Below are 22,459 nucleotides of genomic sequence, written 5' to 3'. Positions count from 1 at the left end.
GCCTCCCGATGCGGCGGACAGACGATTCCGCTAGCGCAACTGATACTGACTTGCAAGGGTGCGGGAGGAGAGCTTGCGGCCGGCGCCTTCTGCGGTCAGGCCGGGCCGTCCAGCCAGTCGTCGATCAGGCGGCGGGCGATGGCATCGCGGGGCGGCAGGCGGAAGGCGTCGCTGCCGCGGTTGGCCTTGATCCAGTCGCGCTCGAACCAGGCCACGTCCTCCATCTCCTCCGGGTCGGTGGTGATGGCGACACTGGTCGCCCGCGCCGTGAAGCCCAGCATGAGCTGCCCGGGAAAGGGCCAGGGCTGCGAGGAATGGTAGCGCACATCCGTGATGGTGACGCCGGCCTCCTCCCAGCTTTCCCGCGCCACCGCTTCCTCTACGCCCTCCCCGGGCTCGACGAACCCGGCGAGGCAGGAATAGAAGCCGGGCGGGAATTTCGGCTGCCGGCCCAGGATGCAGCGGTCCCCGTCGGTGATCAGCATGATCACCACGGGATCGGTGCGGGGGAAATGGTGGGTGGCGCAGGCCGGGTCCGTGCAGTGCCGCGCATGGCCGCCGTCGGCCACGGTGGTGGCGCTGCCGCAGACCCCGCAGAAGCGGTGCCGCCCGTGCCAGAGCAGCAGCCCGCGGGCATAGGCGAACAGGCTGCCGGCCCGCTCCCCGATCAGCGGCGACAGGGTGCGCAGATCCACGAAGGCGCCGAGCCCGCCCAGCCGGGGATGCCCGGCCGGGTCCTCCAGCGGCGACAGGTCCACGGCGAAGCAGGCCGTCTCCCCCTCCAGCCCCAGGAACACCGGGTCCTCTGCGGCGATCTCCCGCCACCAGGTCTCCGCCGGGTCCAGCCAGACGGGTTGCGGCGCCTCGCGCGGGCCGTCCACCAGATGCTTGCCGCGCCAGACGGGGAGCAGCCGCGTTCCCGCGGCGGCGAAGCGGCCGGCCAGCCATGCCGCATCCCGCCGCTTCACCGCGGCACGGTCGAGGCTGCTGCCGGCATAGAAGTTCACGATGCTCATGGTCCGTCAGTCGTGGCACGGACCGGCGCCGAAGGAAAGCGCCGCTTCCCGGGAGGCGCCGACGCGCCGTGCTCCGCTCCCGGATTTCGGCCCGTCCGGGCGGTTTCGACCATCCGGGCGGGTTGTTCCGTGGCGATCGCATCACATATGTGTTCACCGGGACGCGGTTTCATCCCGCCCCGTCAGCCAGATCCCCAGACTGCCGCCGGACCCTGTCCGGCCGAACCGATTCGGAGTTGCCGTGGAGGCCGTCAACGACCTGATCCTGCTGGCCGGCGCGCTGCTTCTCCTCGCCATCGTGGCGGGGCTCGTCTCCTCGCGGGTCGGTGCGCCGCTGCTGCTGGTCTTCCTGGGACTGGGCATGCTGGCGGGGGAGGACGGTCCGGGCGGCATTCCCTTCGGTGACTACCAGGTCGCCTATCTGGTCGGCAGCGTGGCGTTGGCCGTGATCCTGTTCGACGGGGGGCTGCGCACCCGGCGGGAGACGTTCCGGCAGGCACGCTGGCCGGCCCTGGTCCTGGCGACCGTCGGCGTGCTGCTGACGGCGGCCGCGACCGGGGCGGCGGCCGTCTTCTTCCTGGGGACGGGCTGGGAGGAGGGGCTGCTGATCGGGGCCATCGTCGGCTCCACCGATGCGGCGGCCGTCTTCTTCCTGCTGAACACCCACGGGCTGGGTCTGCGGCCCCGGCTCAGCGCCACGCTGGAGGTCGAGTCCGGCCTCAACGACCCGATGGCGATCTTCCTGACTCTGCTGGGCATCCAGCTCGTCACCGCCACCGCCCCCCTGTCGCCCTGGGTCTTCGCCCATGACTTCGCCCTGCAACTCCTGGGCGGGGTGGCGCTGGGGATCGCGGCCGGGCACGCGCTGGCCTGGGCGGTCAACCGGATCCGGGCGGCGGACGGCCTCTATCCGATCCTGGCCCTGTCGGGCGCCCTGTTCATCTTCGGCGTGGCGCAGTGGCTGGGCTCGTCCGGCTTCATGGCGGTCTATGTCACGGGCTTCGTGCTGGGCAACCGCCGGCACCGGGCGGACCTGCTGATCCGGCGCTTCCACGACGGTCTGGCCTGGCTGGCGCAGATCGCCCTGTTCGTCATGCTGGGCCTGCTGGTGACGCCGTCGGCCCTGGAGCCGCTGGCCCTGCCGGGGCTGATGATCGCGCTGGTGCTGGTGCTGGCGGCGCGGCCGCTGGCGGTCGCCCTCTGCCTGCTGCCCTTCCGCTTCGCCTGGAACGAGATCGCCTTCGTCGGCTGGGTCGGCCTGCGCGGTGCGGTGCCCATCGTGCTGGGCACCCTCCCCGTGCTGGCGGGGGTGGAGGGGGCGCAGGCCTATTTCGGCATCGCCTTCGTCGTCGTGCTGGTCTCCCTGGTCGTGCAGGGCTGGACCATCGGCCCGGCAGCCCGGCTGCTGCGGGTGGAGGTGCCGCCCGATCCCGCGCCGCCGCCGCGCATCGACATCGACCTGCCGATGGGGGAGGAGCAGCTCGCCATGTTCACCGCGGCCCCGGACAGCGAGGCCGTGTCGCGCGGGCTGGGCCGGCTGGTCATCCCTGAGTCGGTGCGGGTGCTCGCCATGCTGCGCGAGGGGCGGCCCGTCCCGCCGGAGGAGGTGCGCGCCCTGCAACCCGGCGATTCCATCCTGGTGCTGGGGGAGACGCGGGCGCTGGCCGTGCTCGACCGCCTGTTCGGTCAGCGCCGTGCCGCCGCCCGCAGGGCGGGAGCCGCCATCGGCGACTTCCAGGTGCAGGGAATGACCCCGGCGGCGACCGTCGGCCGGCTCTATGCCATCGAGGAGGCGGCGCGGGCCGAGGGCAGCATCGCCGCCTTCCTGGAAACGACGCTGGGCCGCCGCCCGTCGCCGGGCGACCGGGTGCGGGCGGGGTCGGTGGACCTGATCGTCTGCGCCATGGAGGGAGAGAGCGTCACCACGGTCGGCATCGACCTGACGCCGGTGGAGCGCCCCTGGCGCCGGCTCCGGTCGCGGCTGCTGCGGCGCCCGCAGCAGCCGGTGCGCGACCTCACACCAGCGTCCTGAACCGCTCCGTCGCGTTGACCAGCGCCGCCCGGATGCCCGGCTCCATGGCGCTGTGGCCGGCATCGGGCACGACCACGTAGTCGGCTTCCGGCCAGGCCCGGTGCAGCGCGTCGGCGGTGCGGATGGGACAGACGATGTCGTAGCGCCCCTGCACGATCACCGCCGGCAGGTGGCGCAGCCGCCCCACCCCGTCCAGCAGCCGCGTCTCCGGCGTCAGCCGGTTGTTGCGGAAATAGTGGGCCTCGATCCGGGCGAGGCCGAGGGCATGGTTGTCCTCGCCCGAGGCGGAGATCAGCTCCGGGCTGGGCAGCAGGGTGGAGCAGGCCCCCTCATACATGCTCCAGGCGCGCGCCGCGGGCATGTGGATCTGCGGGTTCGGGTCGGTCAGCCGGCGCCAGTAGGCTTCCAGCAGGTCGCCGCGCTCCGCCTCCGGGATGTGGCCGACGAAGGCGGACCACGCCTCGGGGAAGACGGTTCCCATCTGGTAGAGGAACCAGTCGATCTCCTGCCGCTGCATCAGGAAGATGCCGCGCAGGATCAGGCCCAGCAGCCGGGCCGGATGGGTCTGGCCATAGGCCAGCGCCAGGGTGGAGCCCCAGGAACCGCCGAACACCAGCCAGCGCTGGATGCCGAGATGCTCCCGCAGGGTCTCGATGTCTCCGACCAGGGACTCCAGGTCGTTCTCCCGCACCTCCCCCAGGGGAGAGGACCGGCCGGCGCCGCGCTGGTCGAAGATGACGATGCGGTAGAAGGCCGGGTCGAAGAACCGCCGGTGCGTGGGCGAGGCGCCCGCTCCGGGACCCCCGTGCAGGAACACCACCGGCACCCCGGTCGGGTTGCCGCACTGCTCCCAGTAGAGGGTGTGGAGGTCGCTGACCCTGAGGCGTCCGGTCTGGTAGGGCTCGATGGGAGGGAATAGCTCGCCGCGCGGCATGGTCTCGTCCGCTGAGTGCCGTTAGGTGATGAGCATAGGAGCCGGGAGGGGGGCGCGTAAACCCGATTCGCCTGTCGCGTGTCGGGCCGCCCGGGGCAGGGGGGCCCGTCAGGCCGCGGGCCAGGCGCGCAGGGCCAGATCCGCGATGGCGTGCAGGTCCGCCGGCGCCGCCCCGGCGCGCGCCTGCACCGCCATGCCCTGCTGCACGGCCGCCACATAGCGGGCCAGCGCCGCCGTGTCCGTGCCGGGGGGCAGTTCGCCCTCCGCCGCGCCGCGGTCCAGCCGTTCGCGGATCGCCAGCTCGGTGGCGGCACGGTGGCGGGCGGCGTCGGCCTCGGCCGGGGCGGCCCCGTCGGAACAGCCCAGCGCGCCGTGGACCAGCAGACAGCCGGCCGGCTGCCCGGGGGCGGCCAGCTTGTCCGCCGACCCGTGCAGCAGGGCGGCGACCGCCTCCCGCGCCGTGGGGGCCGCGGCCAGCGCCGCCGTGACGCAGGCGCCCGGCCCTTCCCGGTAGCGTTCCAGCACGCGGCGGAACAGCGCCTGCTTGTCGCCGAAGGCGGCATAGAGGCTGGGGCGGTTGATCCCCATGGCGGCCGTCAGCTCGGCCAGCGAGGCGCCGTCATAGCCCTTGGCCCAGAACACCTCCAGCGCCCGGTCCAGGGCGGCCTCCGGGTCGAAGGCGCGCGGCCGTCCCCGGGCCCGTTCCCCTGTCATGCACGCTCTCCTCACGCTTCTGCCCGGGTAGATAAAGGGCCGGACCGCGGCGTTCAACGGCACCCGGCACGGCGCTGCCCGGTGCGCCGGTGCCGGGGGCGTCCGCCCTTCCCGTGCAGGGGCGCCATGCGACGGCAGGGCTTCCCTTCGGTTGCATACGGGAATAGGACTCCTGCAAGCGACGGAGCAAGGCATGGGTGGACTGATCCTGGCGACGTCCCTGATGGCGGCCACGCATCTGGCCCCGGCCCTGCCGGGCCTGCGCGACGGATTGCGGCGCCGGCTGGGGCCCGGCCTCTACGGCGCCCTGCACGGGACCCTGTCCCTGCTCGCTCTGGCCGTGCTGGTGCTGGCATGGCGGCAGACGGACCCGGCGCCCTCACCGCTGGACGGCGGGCCGGCGGCCAGGACCCTGGCGGTCTGGCTGATGCCGCTGGCCCTGTTCCTGGTGGTGGCGCGGCTGACCACCCGGCGGACGGACCGGCCGCAGGGCATCTACACCGTGACGGCGACCCCGGGCAGCCTGGGTGTGCTGCTCTGGTCGCTGCTGCATCTGGGGGCCGCCTCGGACGGCCGGGCCGCCGTGGTGTTCGCCGGCTTCGCCCTGATCGCGGCGGTGTCGCTCTGGCGCAACCTGCGCGACGCGCCGCCCGCCGTCCGCGCCGTCGGCTGGATGCCGTTCGCGGGCACCGGCCCGGTGGACTGGCGCGGCCTCGGCCTCTGGCGGGGGGCCGTGGCGTTGCTGACCTGGGGGGTGCTGCTGTGGGCGCACCCTGTCATTCTGGGGCCGGACCCGGCCACCTATCTGGGACTTTGAACCTTGGACGGATCTGTGGAAACCAGCGGGACCCCGGGCGCGGTCGAGGCGGGGAGCATACCCGTCGGGCCGCCGCCCCGCTTCGCCGGGATCGACGAGCAGAGCATCGGCATCCTGGTGGACGTCTTCTATCTGCGCGCCCGCCACGACCCCGTGCTGGGGCCGGTGTTCATCCGCGCCCTCGGCGACGACGACGCGGTCTGGACCGCCCATCTGGCCCGGGTGCGCGCCTTCTGGTCCAGCGTCCTGCTGGCCAGCGGCCGCTATCTCGGCCGGCCGATGCAGGTGCATGCCGAACTGCCCGGCGTCGGTGCCGCGCATTTCCGGCAGTGGCTCGACCTCTTCGTGGCGACGGCGGAGGAACTGTTCGAGCCCGGCCCCGCCGCCCAGTTCGCCGCCCGGGCCGCCCGCATGGCGGCGGCGTTGCAGCAGGGCATCGTCGTCGCCAAGGGAACTCTGCCGCCGTGACCGGTGCCCCCCGCGGTTCCCGCGGCGATGGTCCCCGTTCCGGCATTTGACGGCGGCCCTGCACCCGTGCTCTTGATGGTGTGCGGCATCACGCCGCTCCGATGATTTTCCCCGACGATACCGCTCCGCTGACCGCGTGACGACCCGCCCCTCCGCTCCCGTCCTGCCGCCTGCCGGGCCTTTGCCGCCTGCCGGGCCGCAGCCCCGGACCCGTCCCGACCGGCCCCTGCCGGATCGCTGGGTCGCGGGTCTGGTCGCGCTGCTGTTCGCCCTGTTCGGCGGCTGGGCGGACGCGCCGGGGGCCGCGGAAGCGACGGCGCGGTCGGGGCAGAAGCTGCTGTCGGACGGGTTGCGCCCGGCCCCTGGCCGCGCCGCCACCCTGACGACGTCGGAGGCGGAGACCCCGCCGGCGCTGCCGGCATCGGGGACCGGCGGCGGCGTTCCCGTCGCCATGGTCGCGGCCGCTGCCGTCCTGCCGCTGCCGCCGCGGGCGGGGGCGGTCGCCGTCCTTCCGGCCACGGTGCCGGCCCGGTCCCTGCGCACCGGGCCGCGGCAGCCGACCGGGCCGCCCCCGATCTGAGCGGGCCCGTCTGAACGGGCCCGTCAGGGCCGATCCCCACCGAATCACCCGACCCGAGGCGCCGGTCCACCGACCGGCAGCTCCTGGGCCCGCGTGCCGCGCCGCCGCGCAAGGCGGGGCGACGGCACCCGTTCGACGGAGTTTCCGACCATGAAGCGCATGTTCCTCGTCTACGTCGCCCTGATGCTGGCCGGCCTCGTCCTCTCGCTTGTCGAGGGGCGCTGGGGCGGGCTCGTGCTCCTGCTCGCGCTGCTGAGCTGGTTCCTGCACGGCGTCTTCGCCAACACCGGCGAGGAGGGGCGGCTGTAGCCCGCTCCGGGGCCGGCCGGCCCCGGACGCACGAAAACCGGGACCGGCAAGGCGCCGGTCCCGGTCATGTCGGATTGGCTGGAAGGGAAGGGAGACCTTCGCGGCCGATCGGCTGCCCGTCAGCGGGCGGCGATGGTGATGGTCAGGGTGTCGGCATAGTCGCCGGCGATGTACTGGGCGGACGCCGGGATCGTCACGTTGACGGACGACACCTTGTTGAACTGGGCCTGGTTGCGGATGACCTCCAGCATGCCGGAGTTGCCCGACTGGCCGTCATACTGCGCGGCGTAGCCGATCGGCGTGGTGCCCGCGGCGCCGGAGACCAGCTTGCCCGCATTGGCGGAGGCGACGGTGATCTTGTAGCCGTTGCCGCGGTTGCAGGTTTCGGTGACCGTGCCGACCTGCTTGTTCGACTCGCCGCCGGTCAGGTTCAGCGGCTGGTTCAGGTCCGTCACGGCGATCGTGCAGTTCACGGCCACGGTGCCGCGGAGCTGGATCGTACCGGAAGCCTGCTGGGCGGAAGCGCCGGTCGTGAAGGCCGCGGCGGTGGCGACCAGGGCGGTGGCGGCGAGGGCGATGCGGGCGATGGTCTTCATGATCGTCTCCAGTCGGTTCCGGGCGGGCCTCTTGGCCTCGTTTCCGTCTGGCCATCACCTCGCAAGGCCGGTGCCAGGACGGGGGTGTCCCGGGGGCGGCATTCTCTTTTCAAGGATTCCAAGATGTTGCAGCCGGAGCCCTGAAGCGGCCGGGCGATCGGGCGGGCGGTGGCTGCTGAAGGCATTGCGACATGCAATACTCCATTCGGGCTTATCGCATCGGTGTGCTGCCCAAAGCATTGCATGGTGCAAGTATCTGAAATTCCCCGAGCGGAAGTCTTGTGCGGTGGACCCGATCCGCGGAGAGTCTCCCCGGGGGATCAGGCCGCCGCCCGCGGAACCGGCCCGGGACCCCGGCGTTAGCCCAGCATCCCGCCGCAGCCCGGTATCCCGCCGCACCAGGGGCGCCATGACATCCACCGCCGCCACGCCTGCCGCCACGCCTGCCGCCACGCCTGCCGCCGCCGGGACTGTCGCCGGAACCGCTGTGAAGCGAGGGGCAGGGTGGCCCCGGATCGCCGGTCTTCTGGCAGCACTGCTGCTGCTGGCCGGCTGCGCCGTCAACCCGGCCACCGGGCAGCGCCAGTTCACCGGCCTGCTCTCCCCCGACCAGGAGCGCCAGCTCGGCGCCGAGCAGCATCCGCAGATCCTGTCCGAGATGGGCGGCGCCTACGAGGACCCGTCGGTCCAGGCCTATGTCGATGGCATTGGCCAGCGGCTGGCCGCTACTACCGGGCTGCCGGGCACGCGCTACACCTTCACCGTGCTGGACAGCGAGGTGGTGAACGCCTTCGCCCTGCCGGGCGGCTATGTCTATGTCACCCGGGGGCTGATGGCGCTGGCGAACAACGAGGCGCAGCTTGCCGGCGTGCTGGGGCACGAGATCGGCCATGTCACCGCCCGCCATACGGCGGAGCGCTACAGCCAGGGGACGCTGGCCCAGGTGGGCGCCGTCCTGGCCGGGGCGCTGGGCGGGCAGCAGCTCGGGCAGGCGGCCGCGGCCGGGGCGCAGCTCGTCATGGCCGGCTGGAGCCGCGACCAGGAGCTGGAGGCAGACGGGCTGGGCATCCGCTACATGGCGGCGGCCGGCTTCGACCCGCTGGAGATGGCGGCCTTCCTGGACGCCATGGGCGCCCACGCCCGGCTGGAGGCGACGCTGGCCGGCCGGCCGGGGGCCGCGGACAGCTTCAGCTACTTGCAGACCCACCCGCCCACGGGCCAGCGGGTGGAGCGGGCGACCGAAGCCGCCGGGTCCCGTCCGTCCGGCGGATGGACGACGGACCGCGACGCCTATCTGCGCCGGATCGACGGTATCGTCTACGGCGACAGCCCGAAGAACGGTGTCGTGCGCGGCCGGGTCTTCCTGCACCCCGCCCTGGGCTTCCGCTTCGAGGTGCCGGAGGGGTTCCGGCTGCTGAACGGCCAGACCCAGGTCACCGCGGTCGGCCCGGATCAGCGCTCCCTCATCACCTTCGACGGTGCGCCCGTGCAGGGGGTGCCGGACCCGTCCGCCTATCTCACCACCGTCTGGGCGCCGCGGGTGCCGCTCTCGGGGCTGGAGAGCCTCAGCATCGACGGTCGCCCGGCGGCCACGGCCATGGCCCGGGCGGACACCGATGCCGGGCCGGTGGATGTCCGCTTCGTCGCCCTCCGGTTCGATTCCCGGACCTACTACCGCTTCCTCTTCGTCTCCGCCCCGGACGCCACCGCGCGCCTGTCGGAAGACTACCGGCGCACGGCCTACAGCTTCCGTGCCCTGGGGGCCGACGAACGGGCGCAGATCAGGCCGCGCCGACTCCGGGTGGTGACGGTGAAGCCGGGCCAGACGGTGGCGGACTTCGTCCGCATGATGCCCGACGGCGACCATGCAGAGGAACGGTTCCGGGTGCTCAACAATCTGCCCGCCGGGGCACCGTTGCAGCCGGGTCAACCGGTCAAGATCGTCACGGAGGGATGACAGCTTCGCCGTTGCCGCCGACGGGCGGGGCGATTACCGTCCGGGCATGATCCGATGGCGCCGACAGGACGCGGCCGATCCGGCCTGCCCGACAGGGTGGAAGCGAAAGCGATTCCACCTGTCGATCGCGGCTGTTCTGACCCTGGGGTTCGGGACCCTGATGCTGCTGGCGGTCGCCAGCGTGCTGGCCATCGGCATCACCACCTCCAGCCGGAATACCTTCGCGCTTCTGCTGGACAAGTCCGAACTGGCCATGGGCGGGTTGCAGGCCTGGGTCCGCGCCCAGATGGAACCGGCCCGCTGGCAGGCGGAATATCTGGCGGCCATGATCGGCCGCGGCGATGTCGATCCGAAGGACCACGGCCGCATGCGCGACGTGCTGCGGTCGGCCCTCGCCGCCGCGCCGCAGATCACCGGGGTGGGATTCCTCGATCCCCGTGGCCTGTGGCTGACGGCGAAGCGGGAGGCGGACGGCTCGACCTCCTTCGGTGTCTATCCCGATCCCAGCTACGGCCAAGAGGTTTCGGAGATCAGCCCGGAACAGGGCACGGCCTGGATGGACCCGGAATGGGTGCCCGACCTGAAGGTCAGCTTCCTCAGCGTGCGGGTGCCCGTGCGCCGCGACGGCAAGGTCATCGGGCTGGTCGCAACGGGTGTCAGTTTCCAGGACCTGTCCCGGTTCCTGGCCGACATGGGCATAGCGACCGGCCAGCGGGCCTTCATCCTCTATGACGATGCCTATGTCCTCGCGCATCCGTCGCTGACCGGGCGCAGCGCCGATTTCACGCTGGCCACCGCCAAGGGCCTGCCGCCGCTGCCGCGGCTGGAGGATCTGGCGGACCCCGTGGCCCGTGCCATCTGGTACGATGTCGATCCCGCCGGCATCGCCACCGGCCGCGGCGAGCTGAAGGCCGGCGCCCATGTGGAAACCCGGATCGACCGGGGAACCCAGGGCCGGGATCTGGAAATCCGCGAGAGCCGCGTGGACGATGTGCGCTACGTCTATCTTCTGCGCCGGATCACCGCGTTCGGCGTGAAGCCCTGGACCCTGGCCATCGCCTTCCGCGCCGACGACGTGGATCAGGAGTTGCAGCGGCTGGCGCGGATGAGCCTGGGCGGATTCGCCATCCTGATCGTCTCGGTCGTGCTGGCGCTCCTGCTGGGCCGGGCCATCAGCCGGCAGATCAAGCGCCTGGCCGGCGCCGCCGTGGCCCTGCGGGACCTGGAGTTCCGCGCCGTGCCGACCCTGCCCGACAGCCGGTTCCGCGAAATCTCCGACGCTGCCCAGGCCTTCAACACCATGGTCGCCGGCCTGCGCTGGTTCGAGACCTACGTGCCCAAGGCGCTGGTGCTGCGCCTGATCCGCCGCGGCGACGGCCATGAGGGCGTCATCTCCGAGGAGCGCGAGGTGACGGTGATGTTCACCGACATCAAGGGCTTCTCCACCATCGCCGAAACCATGTCGCCGCAGCAGACGGCGGCGCTGCTGAACGCCCACTTCACCCGCATCGCCGCCTGCATCGAGGCGGAGGGCGGCACCGTGGACAAGTTCATCGGCGATGCCGTCATGGCCTTCTGGGGCGCGCCGGAGGCACAGCCGGACCATGCCGTCCGCGCCCTGCGCGCCGCCCGGGCCATCGCCGCGGTCATGGCGGAGGAGGCGGCCGAGGCCCGCGCCATCGGGCGGCCGCCGGTCTGCCTGCGCATCGGCATCCATTCCGGGCGGGTGGTGGTGGGCAACATCGGTGCCGAGAGCCGGATCAACTACACCATCGTCGGCGACACGGTGAACACCGCGGCCCGGCTGGAGGCGCTGGGCGACGGACTGATCGCGGGCTGCGACTGCGTCGTCCTGACCAGCGACGAGACGGTCCGGGCCGCCGGCGACTCGGGCGTGCCGCTGCGCGAACTGGGACGCTTCTCCCTGCGCGGCCGGGCCGGCTCCGTCAAGGTCTGGGCCCTGGCCGAGGACGCCGCCGCTCCGGCGCACGACGCGCCCGGGCATGTCGCGCCCGGGGGCAACGCGCCGGCATCCTTGGGTGGTCTTAAGACCAACGGCTGATTGCATACAACGATATATCGGGTGAGGATGTACTCACGCTGCCGTGTGAGGAAAATCCGAATGCACTCCCAGCCGTCGCGGTCTGGCTCCGTAAAGGCGGACGCCGGCCTTCAGCCCGTTTCAAGGCGGCCTCCCGGTGCCTGGGTGGGCGCGGCCATCATCGGCAGCGGCACCGGGGTCTGGGAATGGCGGCCCGGGTCCGACCGTCTGGTCTGGTGCGGCCGCTGCGCGGAACTGTTCGGACTGCGGCCCGTCTCCCTCATCGCCTTCGACCATGCCCCGCTGGACCGCGTCGCCGGCTGCCTGCCGCCCCGGGACATGGACCGTGCCCGCGGGCTGGTCCGCAGCCTGGAACGCCGCCGGATCGACGCCCGCCGTTTCTGCCTGGACCGCCCGATCCTGGACGGGGAGGGGAAGCGCCGGACGATCCGGCTGCGCGGAGAGGTGCGGACCGGCAGCGGTGGCCGCCCCACCGTGGTCAGCGGCACCCTGCACGACGTCACGCGCAAGGCCACCGACCTGGACCGGCTGCGGTCCGCCACGGACGAGCTGGAACTGCTGCTGCGGGAGGTCAACCACCGGGTCAAGAACTCGCTTCAGCTCGTCGGCAACCTGCTGGCCATGCAGGCCTTGTCGTGCCCCGACCCGGGGGCGCGCACCGTGCTGGAGGACGCTTACGGCCGCATCGTCACCGTTTCCGGCATCCATGACCGCCTGCACCGGATGCCGCCGGGCGGTCCGGTGGACGTGGCGGAGCATCTGGGCGCCCTGGTGGCGGACCTGCGGGACTCCCTGCTGGGGCCGGAGCATCCGGTGCGGCTGGAGTTCGAGGGGGAGGGGGGCTTCCACCTGTCGGCCGCCGGGGCACTGCCGCTGGCGTTGGCGCTGAACGAGCTGGTGACCAACAGCCTGAAGCACGCCTTTCCGCTCGGTGGGCCGGGCCGCGTGCGGATCCGGCTGCGGCGCGGCATCGGCGCCTGGGAGCTGGAGGTGGCGGACAACGGCAAGGGCCTGACCGCCGGGGCCGACCCGGTGGGGCGGACGGGGCTCGGCATGCGTCTGGTCCGGTCACTGGCCGAGCAGATCGGCGCCCGGCTGGAGTATGAGGGGCGGAACGGCCTGCGGGTCCGCCTGACCGTGCCGGCCTGACCCGGACCAGCCTGACCCGTGCCCCGGCCTGACACGCCCCCGGCCTGACCGGGCCGGCCCGGCCCAGGGCGGGGCCGGGTCGGCGGCCGGCGCGGGTCAGCGGTCGGCGTGGGTCAGCGGTCGGGGGATCAGGCTTCCAGCAGCAGGTCCTGGCAGTCCTCGACCCGCCGGATCATGGAAGCGCGCAGCTTCATCAGGGCCCGGTGCTCAAGCTGGCGCACCCGTTCCTTGCTGACGCCCAGCACGCGGCCCAGCTCCTCCAGCGTGGCGCCGTCGTCGCGCAGCCGGCGCTGGGCGATGATGGTGCGTTCCCGCGGGCTCAGTTCGCCCAGCGCTTCCGCCAGCCACTTCGAGCGCATGCGGCCGTCGCGCATGCCGATCACCACGTCCTCCGGCGAGGGGCGCTGGTCGGACAGGAAATCCTGCCATTCATCGTCGCCGCCCTCGGCCACCGGGCTGTTCAGCGACTGGTCGGCGGCGGCGAGGCGCATCTCCATCGACTCGACGTCGCTCTCGTCCACGTTCAGCTCCTCCGCGATGCGGCGGCGGCCGTCGGGGGAGAGGGCGCCAGCGGAGGGGGAGTCCTCGATCTTGGCGCGCAGGCGGCGCAGGTTGAAGAACAGCGCCTTCTGGGCCGCCGTCGTGCCGGTGCGGACGATCGACCAGTTGCGCAGGATGTAGTCCTGCATGGCCGAGCGGATCCACCACGCGGCGTAGGTGGAGAAGCGCACCTCCCGGTCCGGCTCGAAGCGGGCAGCGGCCTGCATCAGGCCGACATTGCCCTCCTGCACCAGATCGCCCATGGGCAGGCCGTAATTGCGGAAGCGGGCGGCGGTGGCGACGACCAGGCGGGTGTAGCTGCGCACCAGCTCATGCAGGGCCGCCTCGTCGCCGCGCTCACGCCAGCGCTTGGCAAGGTCGAACTCATGATCGCGGGAGAGCAGCGGCTCCTTCATCGAGGCCTTGATGAAGGTGAGGTTGGCCCGCTGGGTTTCCGGGTCGTCGATGTGCGCCATGGCTCCGCTCTCTCCTGCCGGGGGCGGTCAGACCCTGGGGTCCGGCCGCCCGACTGTTCTGTCACCCCTGAGTACGGGGCCCGGCCGGGGTCGGATCACACCCGGCTGCAAAAAATCTCCATGGACTTGAAAAAACCGCGGCCGCGTCAGACTTCCACCAGTTCGAGCAGCGCACCGTCCGGGGCGAAGCAGCCGCAGAGCAGCCGGCCGCCGAAGCCGCAGCCGCCGTCCAGCGTGACGGCATGGGCGCCGACCTGCGGGCCGCCATGGCCGGGATCGTAGCCGCGCACGACCCGGCCGAAGCCGCCGTAGGGCGCCTCGATCCGGTTGAAGGCGGCCCCGCCCCACCAGAAGCTGTCCCCCTGCGCCCCCAGCGGGCGGGAGACGTCCAGCCCTGCGCTGACGAACAGCAGCCCGGCCGTCGTCACCCCGTCGCCGTCCAGATAGGCGGCGCGGCGGAGCGCGCTGAACAGATTGTCGTGCCCGGGGGACGTGCGCTGCGCCGCGCGGAGCTGGCCGGTCCAGCGCGACAGCGACACCGCCCCGTCGCGCGCCGCCGACAGGCCCAGGGCGGCATCGCCGCCATAGGCCAGGAGCGTCGTATCCACGCCCTGCTGCAACATCCAGTGCAGCACCTCGGCCGGGTTGGGCGCGAACTGGAGCTGCAACAGCTTCTGCCACATCTCCTCCTGCCCGCCGCGCAGATAGACGACATCGCTGGCGATGACGCCGCGCAGCGCCAGGACAGCGCGGCGGAAGGCCAGCAGTTCGTCGATCACGGCGCGCACGGCGGGGCCGCGGCCGATCATGTTGCCGAGATAGATCAGCCGGTCGCCGGGCCGGAAGCGGCCGCCGATGTCGTCGTGCAGGGCGGCCAGCCGGTCCGCCTCGCCGTGGACGGCGCCCACGGCCCAGAGGCGCCGCGGACGGCCGAGCTGGGTGAATTTCTCTGAATCGGGCATCCGGGCGCGACCGGGTCCTGAGAGGGTTCAACCACGAGCGGTTCGGCCGGGGGGCGGCCAGGAGGGTTCGGCGGAGGCATCCGCACCGGCAGCCCCCGCGAAGGGGCGGGCAGCGGTCCGGACGTCCGCGCCCAAGTCTAGTGGGGCCGCGGCCACGAAAAAAGGGGCGTCCACGTCGGGACGCCCCCTTAATCCGTCTGCGCCGCCGCGATCGCGGGATGCGGCGGTCCGCCGGGCCGTCAGGCGGCCTTGCTCAGCACCGCTTCCAGCCGTTCCGTCGCCTTGCGCTCGTCGATCTTCTCGACCACCGCCAGCTCGCGGGCCAGCCGCTCCAGGGCGGCGTGGTAGATCTGCCGCTCGCTGTAGGACTGGTCGGACTGGTCCTCACCGCGGTAGAGATCGCGCACGACCTCCGCGATGGAGACCGGGTCGCCGGAATTGATCTTGGCCTCGTACTCCTGCGCCCGGCGGCTCCACATGATGCGCTTGATGCGCGAGGGACCCTGCAAGGTCTCCAGCGCCGCCTTGATCCGGTCCTTGGAGGAGAGCCGGCGCAGCCCCGCGGCGCGCGCCTTCGCCACCGGCACCTTCAGGGTCATGCGTTCCTTTTCGAACTGGATCGCATAGAGGGTGACGGTCTGTTCGGCGATGCTGTGCGTCTCGATCCCGATGATCTTGCCCACGCCGTGGGCCGGATACACGACGTGATCGCCCGCGGCGAATTCGAGGTTTTCGGACATCTTCGGTCGGCTCTCGCTTTCCGTGAGGGCCCGCGCACCCTGGAAGACGATGGCAGGAAAAAAGCGCCCGACAGCCGCGCGGGCGGCCGGAACCGGGAACTGAGCTGCGTCGGTGTCAAGGGCAGGGCGCACGACCGCGTTTTCCAGGTCCGCGCGCCAATCCTCTACATCCGAATATATGGGAAATGACAGGCCCGTTACAGGGGCTCCGTCGCTTCGTTCGCACAGCGTTCATGAAAAACGGGGGATGACCGCCATGCGATTGCTGCATGGCAAAAAGGGCCGGCGCCCTCGTTCACAGGCACCGGCCCTTGTCAAGGCCCCGACGGCTTGCGCCGGATCAGGACTCGCCCGGCTTCGGGCTGAAGAACTTGGCATACTTGTCGGGCATGCCCTTGTACTCGTCCGCGTCGGCCGGAGCCGGCTTCTTCCGGTTCAGGTTCGGCCAGTTGGCGGAGTATTCGCGGTTCAGCTCCAGCCAGGGCTCGGCCTTCGGATCGGTGTCGGGCACGATGGCCTCGGCGGGGCATTCCGGCTCGCACACGCCGCAGTCGATGCACTCGTCCGGATGGATGACGAGCATGTTCTCACCCTCGTAGAAGCAGTCCACGGGGCAGACTTCGACACAGTCCATGTACTTGCACTTGATGCACAGCTCGGTGACGACGTACGGCATGCCATTGATCTCCAAAAATCCCCGTCGGCCCCGGGTCGGCCCCCGGTCACCTCACGGGTCGGGTACGCCGGGCCCCACGGGCAGCCCGAGCCGTGCCATAACCCGCCGCCGGGCCTCTCCGCGGTCTCGGTCGGAGACGTAGAGCAATCCCCCCACCCGGCGCAACAGGCTTGATTCGAGGTGGTGCAGTTCCCCGTCCGCGTAGACGACCTCCCACAGCATCTCGATCAGCCCGACCCGCTCCTCGTAGTCGAAGCTGTCCTTCAGCCGGGAGGTGAAGGCATACCATTGCGCCGGTCCTTCGGTCACCTGCTCGGCAGCGGTGACCAGTTCCTCGGCTTCTTCGTCGCTCAGATCGAACCGGCTGCGCACCAGCGCCAGGATGCGGGCGCGCTCCTCCGGCGCGATGGTGTCGTCCAGGCGGGCGGCCTCCACCAGCAGGCAGGCGGCGGCAAGGTGCAGGCGGTCCGGGCCGGGCAGGCTCTCCAGGGCGCGGTCGGGCTGCTCGAACAGGCGTCGGATTCGGTTCAGCATGGCTCCAGCATGGTCGGGTTCGGGGGCGAGGGCAACCCGGCGCGGCGTAGGGGCATCGGTGCCGCGTCTCCGGCGGCAGCGCGGGCGCACGGTCCCGGGCGCACGGCTACGGACGGGCGGCTGCGGGCGACCCGGCCGGCGGCCCGGGAGGGCAACGCCGGGACTGGCCTGGGCGTTCCCTGGCGGCTTCCCGCGTGCCTTCGGGACCCTGCGGCACTATGCTCCGGCCATGATGACCGATCCCCGCCGCCACGCCCCCGCCACCCTGCGCAACCGCGCCCCGATCCTGGAGGTGCTGCGCACGGTCCTGCCGGAGCGCGGCACCGTGCTGGAGGTGGCGAGCGGCACCGGCGAGCATGCCGCGTTCCTCTCCGCCGCCCTGCCGCATCTGGTCTGGCAGCCCAGCGATCCCGACCCCGCCAACCGCGCCAGCATCGTGGCCTGGACCGCCTGTGCCGCGTCGGTGCGGCCGCCGCTGGACCTCGACGCCATGGCCGATCCCTGGCCGGTGGAGGCGGCGGACGCGATGGTCTGCATCAACATGATCCACATCGCCCCCTGGTCCGCCTGCCTGGGGCTGATGCGCGGTGCGGCGCGTCTGCTGCCGCCCGGCGGGCCGCTCTGCCTCTACGGTCCCTACCGCCGCGGCGGCGTCCACACGGCCCCCGGCAACGAGGCGTTCGACGCCGGGCTGCGGGCGCAGGACCCCGCCTGGGGCGTGCGCGACCTGGAGGCGGTGACCGAGGCCGCGGCAGCCGCGGGCCTGCGCCCCGACCGGGTGGTGGAGATGCCGGCCAACAACCTGACCGTCGTCTTCCGCAGGCTCTGAGCCCGCCGGGGCCGGTTCCGCAAGCTGCGGTTCCACAAGGTTTTTCCGCACCGGCAGAGGGCCGTGGCGGGTGACGTCCGGGTGGCTTCGATGTATTCTCATGGATACATCGTTTCGAGCTGAGGTCCCGATGGTTCCGTTTCGTCGCCGGCTGCTCGCCCTCGTGGCGGCGGCCCTGCTCCTGGCCGGCGCCCTGCCGGCCGCCCCGGCCGCGGCCGGGGAGCTGCGCATCTTCGCCGCCGCCAGCCTGAAGAACGCCCTGGACGAGATCGCGGGCATGCAGGCGGCGGAGGGCGGGCCGACCCTGGTGATCTCCTACGCCGCCAGTTCGGCGCTGGCGAAGCAGATCGAATCGGGGGCGCCGGCCGACATCTTCATCTCCGCCGACCTCGACTGGATGGACTACATGGAGCAGCGCGGCCTGCTGGACCCCGGCACGCGCCGCACCCTGCTGGGCAACAGTCTGGTGCTGATCGCGCCGGCCGGCACGGCGGCGCCCGCCACCATCGGGCCGGGCTTCGATCTGGCCGGACTGCTCGGCGGCGGCCGGCTGGCCGTGGGCAACATCGACTCGGTGCCGGCGGGCAAGTATGCCAAGGCGTCGTTGCAGGCCCTGGGTCTCTGGGACGGGGTGAAGGACCGGCTGGCCCAGGCGGAGAGCGTGCGCGCCGCCCTGGCCCTGGTGGCGCGCGGCGAGGCGCCGGCCGGGATCGTCTATGCCACCGACGCCCGCGCCGAACCGAAGGTGGCGGTGATCGGCACCTTCCCCGCGGACACGCATCCGGCCATCCTGTACCCGGCCGCGGTCGTCGCCGGGGCCCGGTCGGACGACGCCCGCGGCTTCGTGGCGTATCTTGCCTCCGACCGCGCGCAGCAGGTCTTCCGCCGCCACGGCTTCGGCCCGCCGCAGGGCTGAGGGCCGGTCGCGGAACGGGACGCGGGAAACAGGGAACGGGAGCGGTATGGACGGCTGGCTGACGCCCGAGGAACTGACGGCCATCCGCATCAGCCTGCGCGTGGCCGTCTGGGCCACGCTCGCGGCCCTGCCCCTGGGGCTGCTGGTGGCGTGGCTGCTGGCCCGCCGCCGCTTTCCCGGCCGCCTGCTGCTGGACGGGCTGGTGCATCTGCCGCTGGTGCTGCCGCCGGTGGTGACGGGCTACGTGCTGCTGCTGCTGTTCGGGCGGAAGGGGCCGGTCGGCGCCTTCCTGGCCGATTTCGGGATCGTCTTCGCGTTCGACTGGACCGGGGCGGCGCTGGCCTGCGGGGTCATGGGCTTCCCGCTGATGGTGCGGGCCATGCGCCTGTCGCTGGAGGCGGTGGACCGGCGGCTGGAGGACGCCGCCGCCACCCTGGGCGCGCCGCCGCCGCTGGTGTTCCTGACCGTGACCCTGCCGCTGATGCTGCCCGGGGTTCTGGCGGGGGCCATCCTCTGCTTCGCCAAGGCGCTGGGCGAGTTCGGCGCCACCATCACCTTCGTCTCCAACATCCCCGGCGTGACCCAGACCCTGCCCTCGGCCATCTATACCTACACCCAGGTTCCCGGCGGCGACGCCAACGCCCTGCGGCTCAGCCTGATCGCGGCGGCCATCGCCATCCTGGCGCTGGTCGCCTCGGAATGGCTGTCGCGCCGGGCGCAGCGCCGGCTGGAGGGCGTCTGATGGCGGAGGGCCGCTAGGGTGCTGGAGGTCGATGTCAGCCTGACGCAGGGCGCCTTCACGCTGGAGGCGCGCTTCACGGCGGGGCAGGGGGTGACGGCCCTGTTCGGTCGTTCCGGTGCCGGAAAGACCACGCTGGTGAACCTGATCGCCGGGCTGGCATGGCCGCGCCGGGGCCGGATCGTGCTGGACGGCGTGCCGCTGGTGGACACGGCGGCGGGCATCCGGGTGCCGCCGCACCGCCGCCGCATCGGCTACGTCTTCCAGGAGGCGCGGCTGTTCCCGCATCTCACGGTGCGCCAGAACCTGCTCTATGGCCGCCTGTTCGCCCCCCGCGATGCCACCCGCGAACCGCTGGAGCGGATCGTGGACCTGCTCGGCATCGGCGCCCTGCTGGACCGCCGGCCGCGGCATCTCTCCGGCGGGGAACGGCAGCGCGTGGCGATCGGCCGGGCGCTGCTGTCCGCGCCGCGGCTGCTGCTGCTGGACGAGCCGCTCGCCTCCCTGGACGCGGCGCGCAAGGCGGAGATCCTGCCCTATCTGGAACGGCTGCGCGACGAACTGCGGCTGCCCATGGTCCAGGTCAGCCACCAGATCGAGGAGGTGGCGCGGCTGGCCACCACCCTGGTGCTGCTGGACGCCGGCCGGGTCGCCGCCGCCGGGCCGGTGACGGCCCTGATGGCACAGCCGGACCTGTTCCCGCTGCTTGGTCGTTTCGAAGCCGGAACGATGCTGCGCGCGGTCGTCGAGGGGCATGACGGGGACTGGGGCCTGACCCGGCTGGCGACCGCCGCGGGACCGCTGCTGGTGCCGCGGCTGGACGCGGCGCCGGGGACCCGGCTGCGGGTGCGGGTGCGGGCGCGCGACGTGATCCTGGCGACCGCCCCGCCGCAGGGCCTGTCCGCCCGCAACACCCTGGCGGGGGAGGTGGTGGCGGTCGGCGGCGAGTCCGGGGAGCCGGGGGAGGATGCCGGCGGCGTGGCTGCCGCCGCGGCCGGCGCCATCGTGGATGTCGCCCTGCGCGCCGGCGGCGAACCGCTGCTGGCCCGCGTCACCCGGCAGGCCGCGGCGGAGCTGGGCCTCGCCCCCGGCCTGCCGGTCTGGATCGTCGTCAAGACGGTGGCGGTGGAGCGGCGCAGCATCGTCCCCGCCCTGCCGGCGGAGCTGGAGTGCTAGGCTCCCGGTTCCGGCGGGGCGGCGGGCGCCGCGCTCTCCGGGTCCGGCGGCGCGACCTGTGGCGCGACCGGCGGTGCGAGCTGCCCTTCCAGGGCGCGGACCGTGTCGGCCGCTGCCGCCGTCGCGGCCCGTTCGGCGTCGCGGTAGAGGCCGACCAGGGTCCGGCCCCAGTCGGTCAGGGCGGCCCCGCCGCCGCCCGGCCCGCCGAGCTGGGTGGCGACCGCCGGGTCGCGGAAGCTGCGGTTCACCTCGTCCACCAGCAGCCAGGCGCGGCGGTAGGACATGCCCAGCGCACGGCCCGCGGCGGAGATGGAGCCGTGCCGCCCGATCTCCTCCAGCAGCCGCACCTTGCCGGGGCCGAGGCGGCTGCCGGGGGCGAAATCCAGGCGCAGGGTCAGGCGGGTCATGGCGCGGCTGCGGTTGTCTCCGGCGGCGGACAGCTCCGGCACTCTACCCGCTCCGGGACGACCGGCGCCAGCCGCGGCATCGTCGCGCCGGGCGCTTCCGTGCGGACCGGCTTGCCGGGGACGGGTGCCGCGGCCTACCGTTGCCGCGATCCGGCCGTCCGTCCCGCCGACGGGGCGGCCCAGAGCTTTCGGAGGACGACCGCGCATGACCCCGTTCTTCCGCCGCCTCGCCCTGGCGGTGACCCTGACCGCCGGCTTCGCCGCGGCGGCGCTCCCGGCCCTGGCCGAGACGGCGATCCGCCGCGGCATCGGCTCCGCCCCGCGGACGATCGATCCGCACCGCGCCGACCTCGTGCAGGAGGGCTGGATCGACATCGACATGTTCGAGGGGCTGCTGAGCCTGGACGCGAAGGGCCAGACCCGGCTGGCCCTGGCCGCCGCCATGGACCTGTCTGCCGACGGCACGGTCTACACCTTCACCCTGCGCGAGGACGCGAAGTTCTCCGACGGCAGCCCGGTGACGGCCGATGACGTGGTCTTCTCCTTCCAGCGTCTGGCCGATCCGAAGACCCTGTCGCCCTACGCCTATTTCGCCTGGCCGATCGTGAACGGCCGCGAGATCACCGCCGGTGAGAAGCCGCCCTCGGCCCTGGGGATCGAGGCGGTAGACCCGCGCACCGTGCGGATCACCCTGATCGAGCCGACCGGCTATTTCGCAGGCCAGCTCAGCCACTCCTCCATGTCGGTGGTGAAGAAGGCGAATGTCGAGCAGTACGGCGACGCCTTCATCCAGCCCGGCAAGATGGTCGCCAGCGGCCCCTATGTGCTGGTCGAGGCGGTGCCGCAGGGCCACTTCAAGCTGGCGAAGAACCCGCACTACTACGATGCCGACCAGGTCCGCATCGACACCGTCTACCATGTGGTGACGGAGAGCGCCGACACCGAGTTCAAGCAGTTCCGCGCCGGCGAGCTTGACGCGACCTACACCCTGCCGGTGACCCAGCACGACTTCGCCAAGAAGAACCTGCCCGAGGCGTTCCGCCCGACGGAGGCGTTCTCGACCTACCAGTTCTGGATCAACATGACGAAGGAGCCGTGGAAGTCCGAGCCGAAGCTGCGGCTTGCGCTGCTGCTGGCGGCGGACACCACGGTCCTGGCCGAGAAGGTGGTCGGCGCCGGCACCCGTCCGGCCTTCACCTTCGTGCCGCCGGACAGCGTGCCGGGCTACACCTCCCCGGTGCCGGACTGGGCGTCGCTGAGCAGCGCCGAGCGCGACGCGATGGCGAAGACGCTGATCGCGGAGGCCGGCTACGGTCCCGGCGGCAAGCCGCTGCCGAAGCCCGAACTGCTGTTCTCGACGAACGAGAACAACCGCCGCATCGCCATCGCCATCGCCGCCATGTGGAAGCAGAAGCTGGGCGTGGAGGCGGTTCTGAACAACCAGGAAGGCCGCGTCGTCGCCTCCATCGCGGACGACAAGGCTTACAAGGACATGCTGTTCTTCGGCTGGAACGGCGACTATCTGGACCCGGTCACCTTCCTCAAGCTGCTGCGCAGCGATGTCGCCAAGCAGAACTATGCGGGCTACAGGAACCCCGAGTTCGACCGGCTGGTGGACCTCTCCAACGTGGAGACGGACCCGGCGAAGCGCCTCGCCCTGCTGGCCCAGGCCGAGGCCCTGGCGCTCCGGGACGTGCCGATGATCCTGACGCACCACCTGACCCGGCGCCGGCTGGTCTCGCCCCGGGTGTTGAACTGGAACCCGAATCCGCGGGACTATTACCCCACCCGCTATCTGGACATTGCGAAGGAGCGCGGGTGAGGCGAGGC

Annotated in this window: 23 protein-coding genes; 13 read left to right on the top strand and 10 right to left on the bottom strand. The window is 72.3% G+C overall.

Annotated features, from left to right (window positions below; translation table 11 throughout):
- Nucleotides 1–95: 95 nt before the first annotated feature.
- A complete protein-coding gene (gene nudC / locus ACFQPS_RS11055) occupies nt 96–1,016 on the bottom strand; it encodes an NAD(+) diphosphatase (RefSeq protein ID WP_377358950.1) in 921 nt (306 codons plus the stop codon).
- Between the two features lie 241 nt (nt 1,017–1,257).
- Here nudC and ACFQPS_RS11050 point away from each other — a divergent pair, with 241 nt between their 5' ends.
- A complete protein-coding gene (locus ACFQPS_RS11050) occupies nt 1,258–3,048 on the top strand; it encodes a potassium/proton antiporter (protein ID WP_377358949.1) in 1,791 nt (596 codons plus the stop codon).
- Here the strand turns inward: ACFQPS_RS11050 and pip are convergent.
- Nucleotides 3,032–3,982 (bottom strand): prolyl aminopeptidase, encoded by a 951-nt coding sequence (gene pip, locus ACFQPS_RS11045; protein ID WP_377358947.1) that lies wholly within the window; start codon nt 3,980–3,982, stop codon nt 3,032–3,034. The genes ACFQPS_RS11050 and pip overlap by 17 nt on opposite strands.
- A gap of 108 nt (nt 3,983–4,090) precedes the next feature.
- A complete protein-coding gene (locus ACFQPS_RS11040) occupies nt 4,091–4,696 on the bottom strand; it encodes a TetR/AcrR family transcriptional regulator (protein ID WP_377358945.1) in 606 nt (201 codons plus the stop codon).
- Between the two features lie 193 nt (nt 4,697–4,889).
- Here ACFQPS_RS11040 and ACFQPS_RS11035 point away from each other — a divergent pair, with 193 nt between their 5' ends.
- The 4 genes from ACFQPS_RS11035 (at nt 4,890) to ACFQPS_RS11020 (ending at nt 6,870) form a co-directional block, all read left to right on the top strand.
- Nucleotides 4,890–5,513, top strand: a complete 624-nt coding sequence (locus ACFQPS_RS11035; RefSeq protein WP_377358944.1) for an NnrU family protein — start codon at nt 4,890–4,892, stop codon at nt 5,511–5,513.
- 15 nt (nt 5,514–5,528) lie between these two features.
- A complete protein-coding gene (locus tag ACFQPS_RS11030) occupies nt 5,529–5,981 on the top strand; it encodes a group III truncated hemoglobin (RefSeq protein WP_377358943.1) in 453 nt (150 codons plus the stop codon).
- Nucleotides 5,982–6,117: 136 nt separating this feature from the next.
- Entirely contained in the window at nt 6,118–6,561 is a 444-nt protein-coding gene (locus ACFQPS_RS11025) for a hypothetical protein (protein ID WP_377358941.1), read from the top strand.
- Nucleotides 6,562–6,711: 150 nt separating this feature from the next.
- On the top strand, nt 6,712–6,870 hold the full coding sequence (locus ACFQPS_RS11020) for a hypothetical protein (RefSeq protein ID WP_377358939.1): 159 nt from the start codon (nt 6,712–6,714) through the stop codon (nt 6,868–6,870).
- A gap of 119 nt (nt 6,871–6,989) precedes the next feature.
- Here ACFQPS_RS11020 and ACFQPS_RS11015 read toward each other — a convergent pair whose 3' ends face one another.
- Nucleotides 6,990–7,466: a Csu type fimbrial protein gene (locus ACFQPS_RS11015; protein WP_377358937.1), complete on the bottom strand. Its 477-nt coding sequence runs from the start codon at nt 7,464–7,466 to the stop codon at nt 6,990–6,992.
- A gap of 409 nt (nt 7,467–7,875) precedes the next feature.
- Here ACFQPS_RS11015 and ACFQPS_RS11010 point away from each other — a divergent pair, with 409 nt between their 5' ends.
- The 3 genes from ACFQPS_RS11010 to ACFQPS_RS11000 all read left to right on the top strand — a co-directional run bounded on the left by ACFQPS_RS11010 (nt 7,876) and on the right by ACFQPS_RS11000 (nt 12,634).
- Nucleotides 7,876–9,423: a M48 family metalloprotease gene (locus ACFQPS_RS11010; RefSeq protein WP_377358935.1), complete on the top strand. Its 1,548-nt coding sequence runs from the start codon at nt 7,876–7,878 to the stop codon at nt 9,421–9,423.
- A gap of 46 nt (nt 9,424–9,469) precedes the next feature.
- Nucleotides 9,470–11,485, top strand: coding sequence for an adenylate/guanylate cyclase domain-containing protein (locus ACFQPS_RS11005; protein ID WP_377358933.1), 2,016 nt, complete (start codon nt 9,470–9,472; stop codon nt 11,483–11,485).
- A gap of 144 nt (nt 11,486–11,629) precedes the next feature.
- Nucleotides 11,630–12,634 carry a sensor histidine kinase gene (locus ACFQPS_RS11000; protein ID WP_377358931.1) on the top strand — a complete coding sequence of 335 codons (1,005 nt, stop codon included), beginning with the start codon at nt 11,630–11,632 and terminating at the stop codon, nt 12,632–12,634.
- Between the two features lie 128 nt (nt 12,635–12,762).
- On the opposite strand, the gene ACFQPS_RS10995 is transcribed toward ACFQPS_RS11000, so the two are convergent.
- The 5 genes from ACFQPS_RS10995 to ACFQPS_RS10975 form a co-directional block, all read right to left on the bottom strand.
- On the bottom strand, nt 12,763–13,650 hold the full coding sequence (locus ACFQPS_RS10995) for an RNA polymerase factor sigma-32 (RefSeq protein ID WP_377358930.1): 888 nt from the start codon (nt 13,648–13,650) through the stop codon (nt 12,763–12,765).
- Between the two features lie 146 nt (nt 13,651–13,796).
- Nucleotides 13,797–14,612, bottom strand: coding sequence for a metallophosphoesterase family protein (locus ACFQPS_RS10990; RefSeq protein WP_377358928.1), 816 nt, complete (start codon nt 14,610–14,612; stop codon nt 13,797–13,799).
- A gap of 239 nt (nt 14,613–14,851) precedes the next feature.
- Nucleotides 14,852–15,352, bottom strand: coding sequence for a CarD family transcriptional regulator (locus ACFQPS_RS10985; protein ID WP_012567395.1), 501 nt, complete (start codon nt 15,350–15,352; stop codon nt 14,852–14,854).
- Between the two features lie 340 nt (nt 15,353–15,692).
- Nucleotides 15,693–16,028: a ferredoxin FdxA gene (fdxA, locus tag ACFQPS_RS10980; protein ID WP_377358926.1), complete on the bottom strand. Its 336-nt coding sequence runs from the start codon at nt 16,026–16,028 to the stop codon at nt 15,693–15,695.
- 51 nt (nt 16,029–16,079) lie between these two features.
- Nucleotides 16,080–16,562 carry a tellurite resistance TerB family protein gene (locus ACFQPS_RS10975; protein WP_377358925.1) on the bottom strand — a complete coding sequence of 161 codons (483 nt, stop codon included), beginning with the start codon at nt 16,560–16,562 and terminating at the stop codon, nt 16,080–16,082.
- A 229-nt stretch (nt 16,563–16,791) separates the two neighbouring features.
- Between ACFQPS_RS10975 and ACFQPS_RS10970 the strand changes: the two genes are divergently transcribed.
- From ACFQPS_RS10970 to modC, 4 genes are all read left to right on the top strand, one after another.
- A complete protein-coding gene (locus tag ACFQPS_RS10970) occupies nt 16,792–17,391 on the top strand; it encodes a DUF938 domain-containing protein (protein WP_377358923.1) in 600 nt (199 codons plus the stop codon).
- Nucleotides 17,392–17,521: 130 nt separating this feature from the next.
- On the top strand, nt 17,522–18,307 hold the full coding sequence (gene modA, locus ACFQPS_RS10965) for a molybdate ABC transporter substrate-binding protein (protein WP_377358921.1): 786 nt from the start codon (nt 17,522–17,524) through the stop codon (nt 18,305–18,307).
- A gap of 46 nt (nt 18,308–18,353) precedes the next feature.
- The gene (modB, locus tag ACFQPS_RS10960; RefSeq protein ID WP_377358920.1) at nt 18,354–19,049 is read left to right on the top strand and encodes a molybdate ABC transporter permease subunit; all 696 of its coding nucleotides are present in this window, start codon (nt 18,354–18,356) and stop codon (nt 19,047–19,049) included.
- Nucleotides 19,050–19,067: 18 nt separating this feature from the next.
- Nucleotides 19,068–20,222: a molybdenum ABC transporter ATP-binding protein gene (gene modC / locus ACFQPS_RS10955; protein WP_377358918.1), complete on the top strand. Its 1,155-nt coding sequence runs from the start codon at nt 19,068–19,070 to the stop codon at nt 20,220–20,222.
- Here modC and ACFQPS_RS10950 read toward each other — a convergent pair.
- Nucleotides 20,219–20,671 (bottom strand): winged helix-turn-helix domain-containing protein, encoded by a 453-nt coding sequence (locus tag ACFQPS_RS10950; protein WP_377358916.1) that lies wholly within the window; start codon nt 20,669–20,671, stop codon nt 20,219–20,221. The genes modC and ACFQPS_RS10950 overlap by 4 nt on opposite strands.
- 163 nt (nt 20,672–20,834) lie before the next feature.
- Between ACFQPS_RS10950 and ACFQPS_RS10945 the strand changes: the two genes are divergently transcribed.
- Nucleotides 20,835–22,451 carry a peptide ABC transporter substrate-binding protein gene (locus ACFQPS_RS10945; protein ID WP_377358914.1) on the top strand — a complete coding sequence of 539 codons (1,617 nt, stop codon included), beginning with the start codon at nt 20,835–20,837 and terminating at the stop codon, nt 22,449–22,451.
- Nucleotides 22,452–22,459: the final 8 nt, after the last annotated feature.

The organism is Rhodocista pekingensis, assembly GCF_042665545.1.
Taxonomy (GTDB): Bacteria; Pseudomonadota; Alphaproteobacteria; order Azospirillales; family Azospirillaceae; genus Rhodocista; species Rhodocista pekingensis.
The sequence above is the reverse complement of the archived record's forward strand: the minus strand, read 5'-3'. Positions and strand labels throughout refer to the sequence as shown.

What these genes read in the sequence shown, in the direction of transcription:
- ACFQPS_RS10970 (WP_377358923.1), top strand. Translation starts at nt 16,792, where the DNA reads ATGATGACCGATCCCCGCCGCCACGCCCCCGCCACCCTGCGCAACCGC.
- pip (WP_377358947.1), bottom strand. Translation starts at nt 3,982, where the DNA reads ATGCCGCGCGGCGAGCTATTCCCTCCCATCGAGCCCTACCAGACCGGA.
- ACFQPS_RS11035 (WP_377358944.1), top strand. Translation starts at nt 4,890, where the DNA reads ATGGGTGGACTGATCCTGGCGACGTCCCTGATGGCGGCCACGCATCTG.
- ACFQPS_RS10945 (WP_377358914.1), top strand. Translation starts at nt 20,835, where the DNA reads ATGACCCCGTTCTTCCGCCGCCTCGCCCTGGCGGTGACCCTGACCGCC.
- ACFQPS_RS10990 (WP_377358928.1), bottom strand. Translation starts at nt 14,612, where the DNA reads ATGCCCGATTCAGAGAAATTCACCCAGCTCGGCCGTCCGCGGCGCCTC.
- ACFQPS_RS10975 (WP_377358925.1), bottom strand. Translation starts at nt 16,562, where the DNA reads ATGCTGAACCGAATCCGACGCCTGTTCGAGCAGCCCGACCGCGCCCTG.
- ACFQPS_RS11020 (WP_377358939.1), top strand. Translation starts at nt 6,712, where the DNA reads ATGAAGCGCATGTTCCTCGTCTACGTCGCCCTGATGCTGGCCGGCCTC.
- ACFQPS_RS11005 (WP_377358933.1), top strand. Translation starts at nt 9,470, where the DNA reads ATGATCCGATGGCGCCGACAGGACGCGGCCGATCCGGCCTGCCCGACA.
- ACFQPS_RS11015 (WP_377358937.1), bottom strand. Translation starts at nt 7,466, where the DNA reads ATGAAGACCATCGCCCGCATCGCCCTCGCCGCCACCGCCCTGGTCGCC.
- ACFQPS_RS10985 (WP_012567395.1), bottom strand. Translation starts at nt 15,352, where the DNA reads ATGTCCGAAAACCTCGAATTCGCCGCGGGCGATCACGTCGTGTATCCG.
- ACFQPS_RS11010 (WP_377358935.1), top strand. Translation starts at nt 7,876, where the DNA reads ATGACATCCACCGCCGCCACGCCTGCCGCCACGCCTGCCGCCACGCCT.
- fdxA (WP_377358926.1), bottom strand. Translation starts at nt 16,028, where the DNA reads ATGCCGTACGTCGTCACCGAGCTGTGCATCAAGTGCAAGTACATGGAC.
- modB (WP_377358920.1), top strand. Translation starts at nt 18,354, where the DNA reads ATGGACGGCTGGCTGACGCCCGAGGAACTGACGGCCATCCGCATCAGC.
- ACFQPS_RS11040 (WP_377358945.1), bottom strand. Translation starts at nt 4,696, where the DNA reads ATGACAGGGGAACGGGCCCGGGGACGGCCGCGCGCCTTCGACCCGGAG.
- ACFQPS_RS10995 (WP_377358930.1), bottom strand. Translation starts at nt 13,650, where the DNA reads ATGGCGCACATCGACGACCCGGAAACCCAGCGGGCCAACCTCACCTTC.
- nudC (WP_377358950.1), bottom strand. Translation starts at nt 1,016, where the DNA reads ATGAGCATCGTGAACTTCTATGCCGGCAGCAGCCTCGACCGTGCCGCG.
- modA (WP_377358921.1), top strand. Translation starts at nt 17,522, where the DNA reads ATGGTTCCGTTTCGTCGCCGGCTGCTCGCCCTCGTGGCGGCGGCCCTG.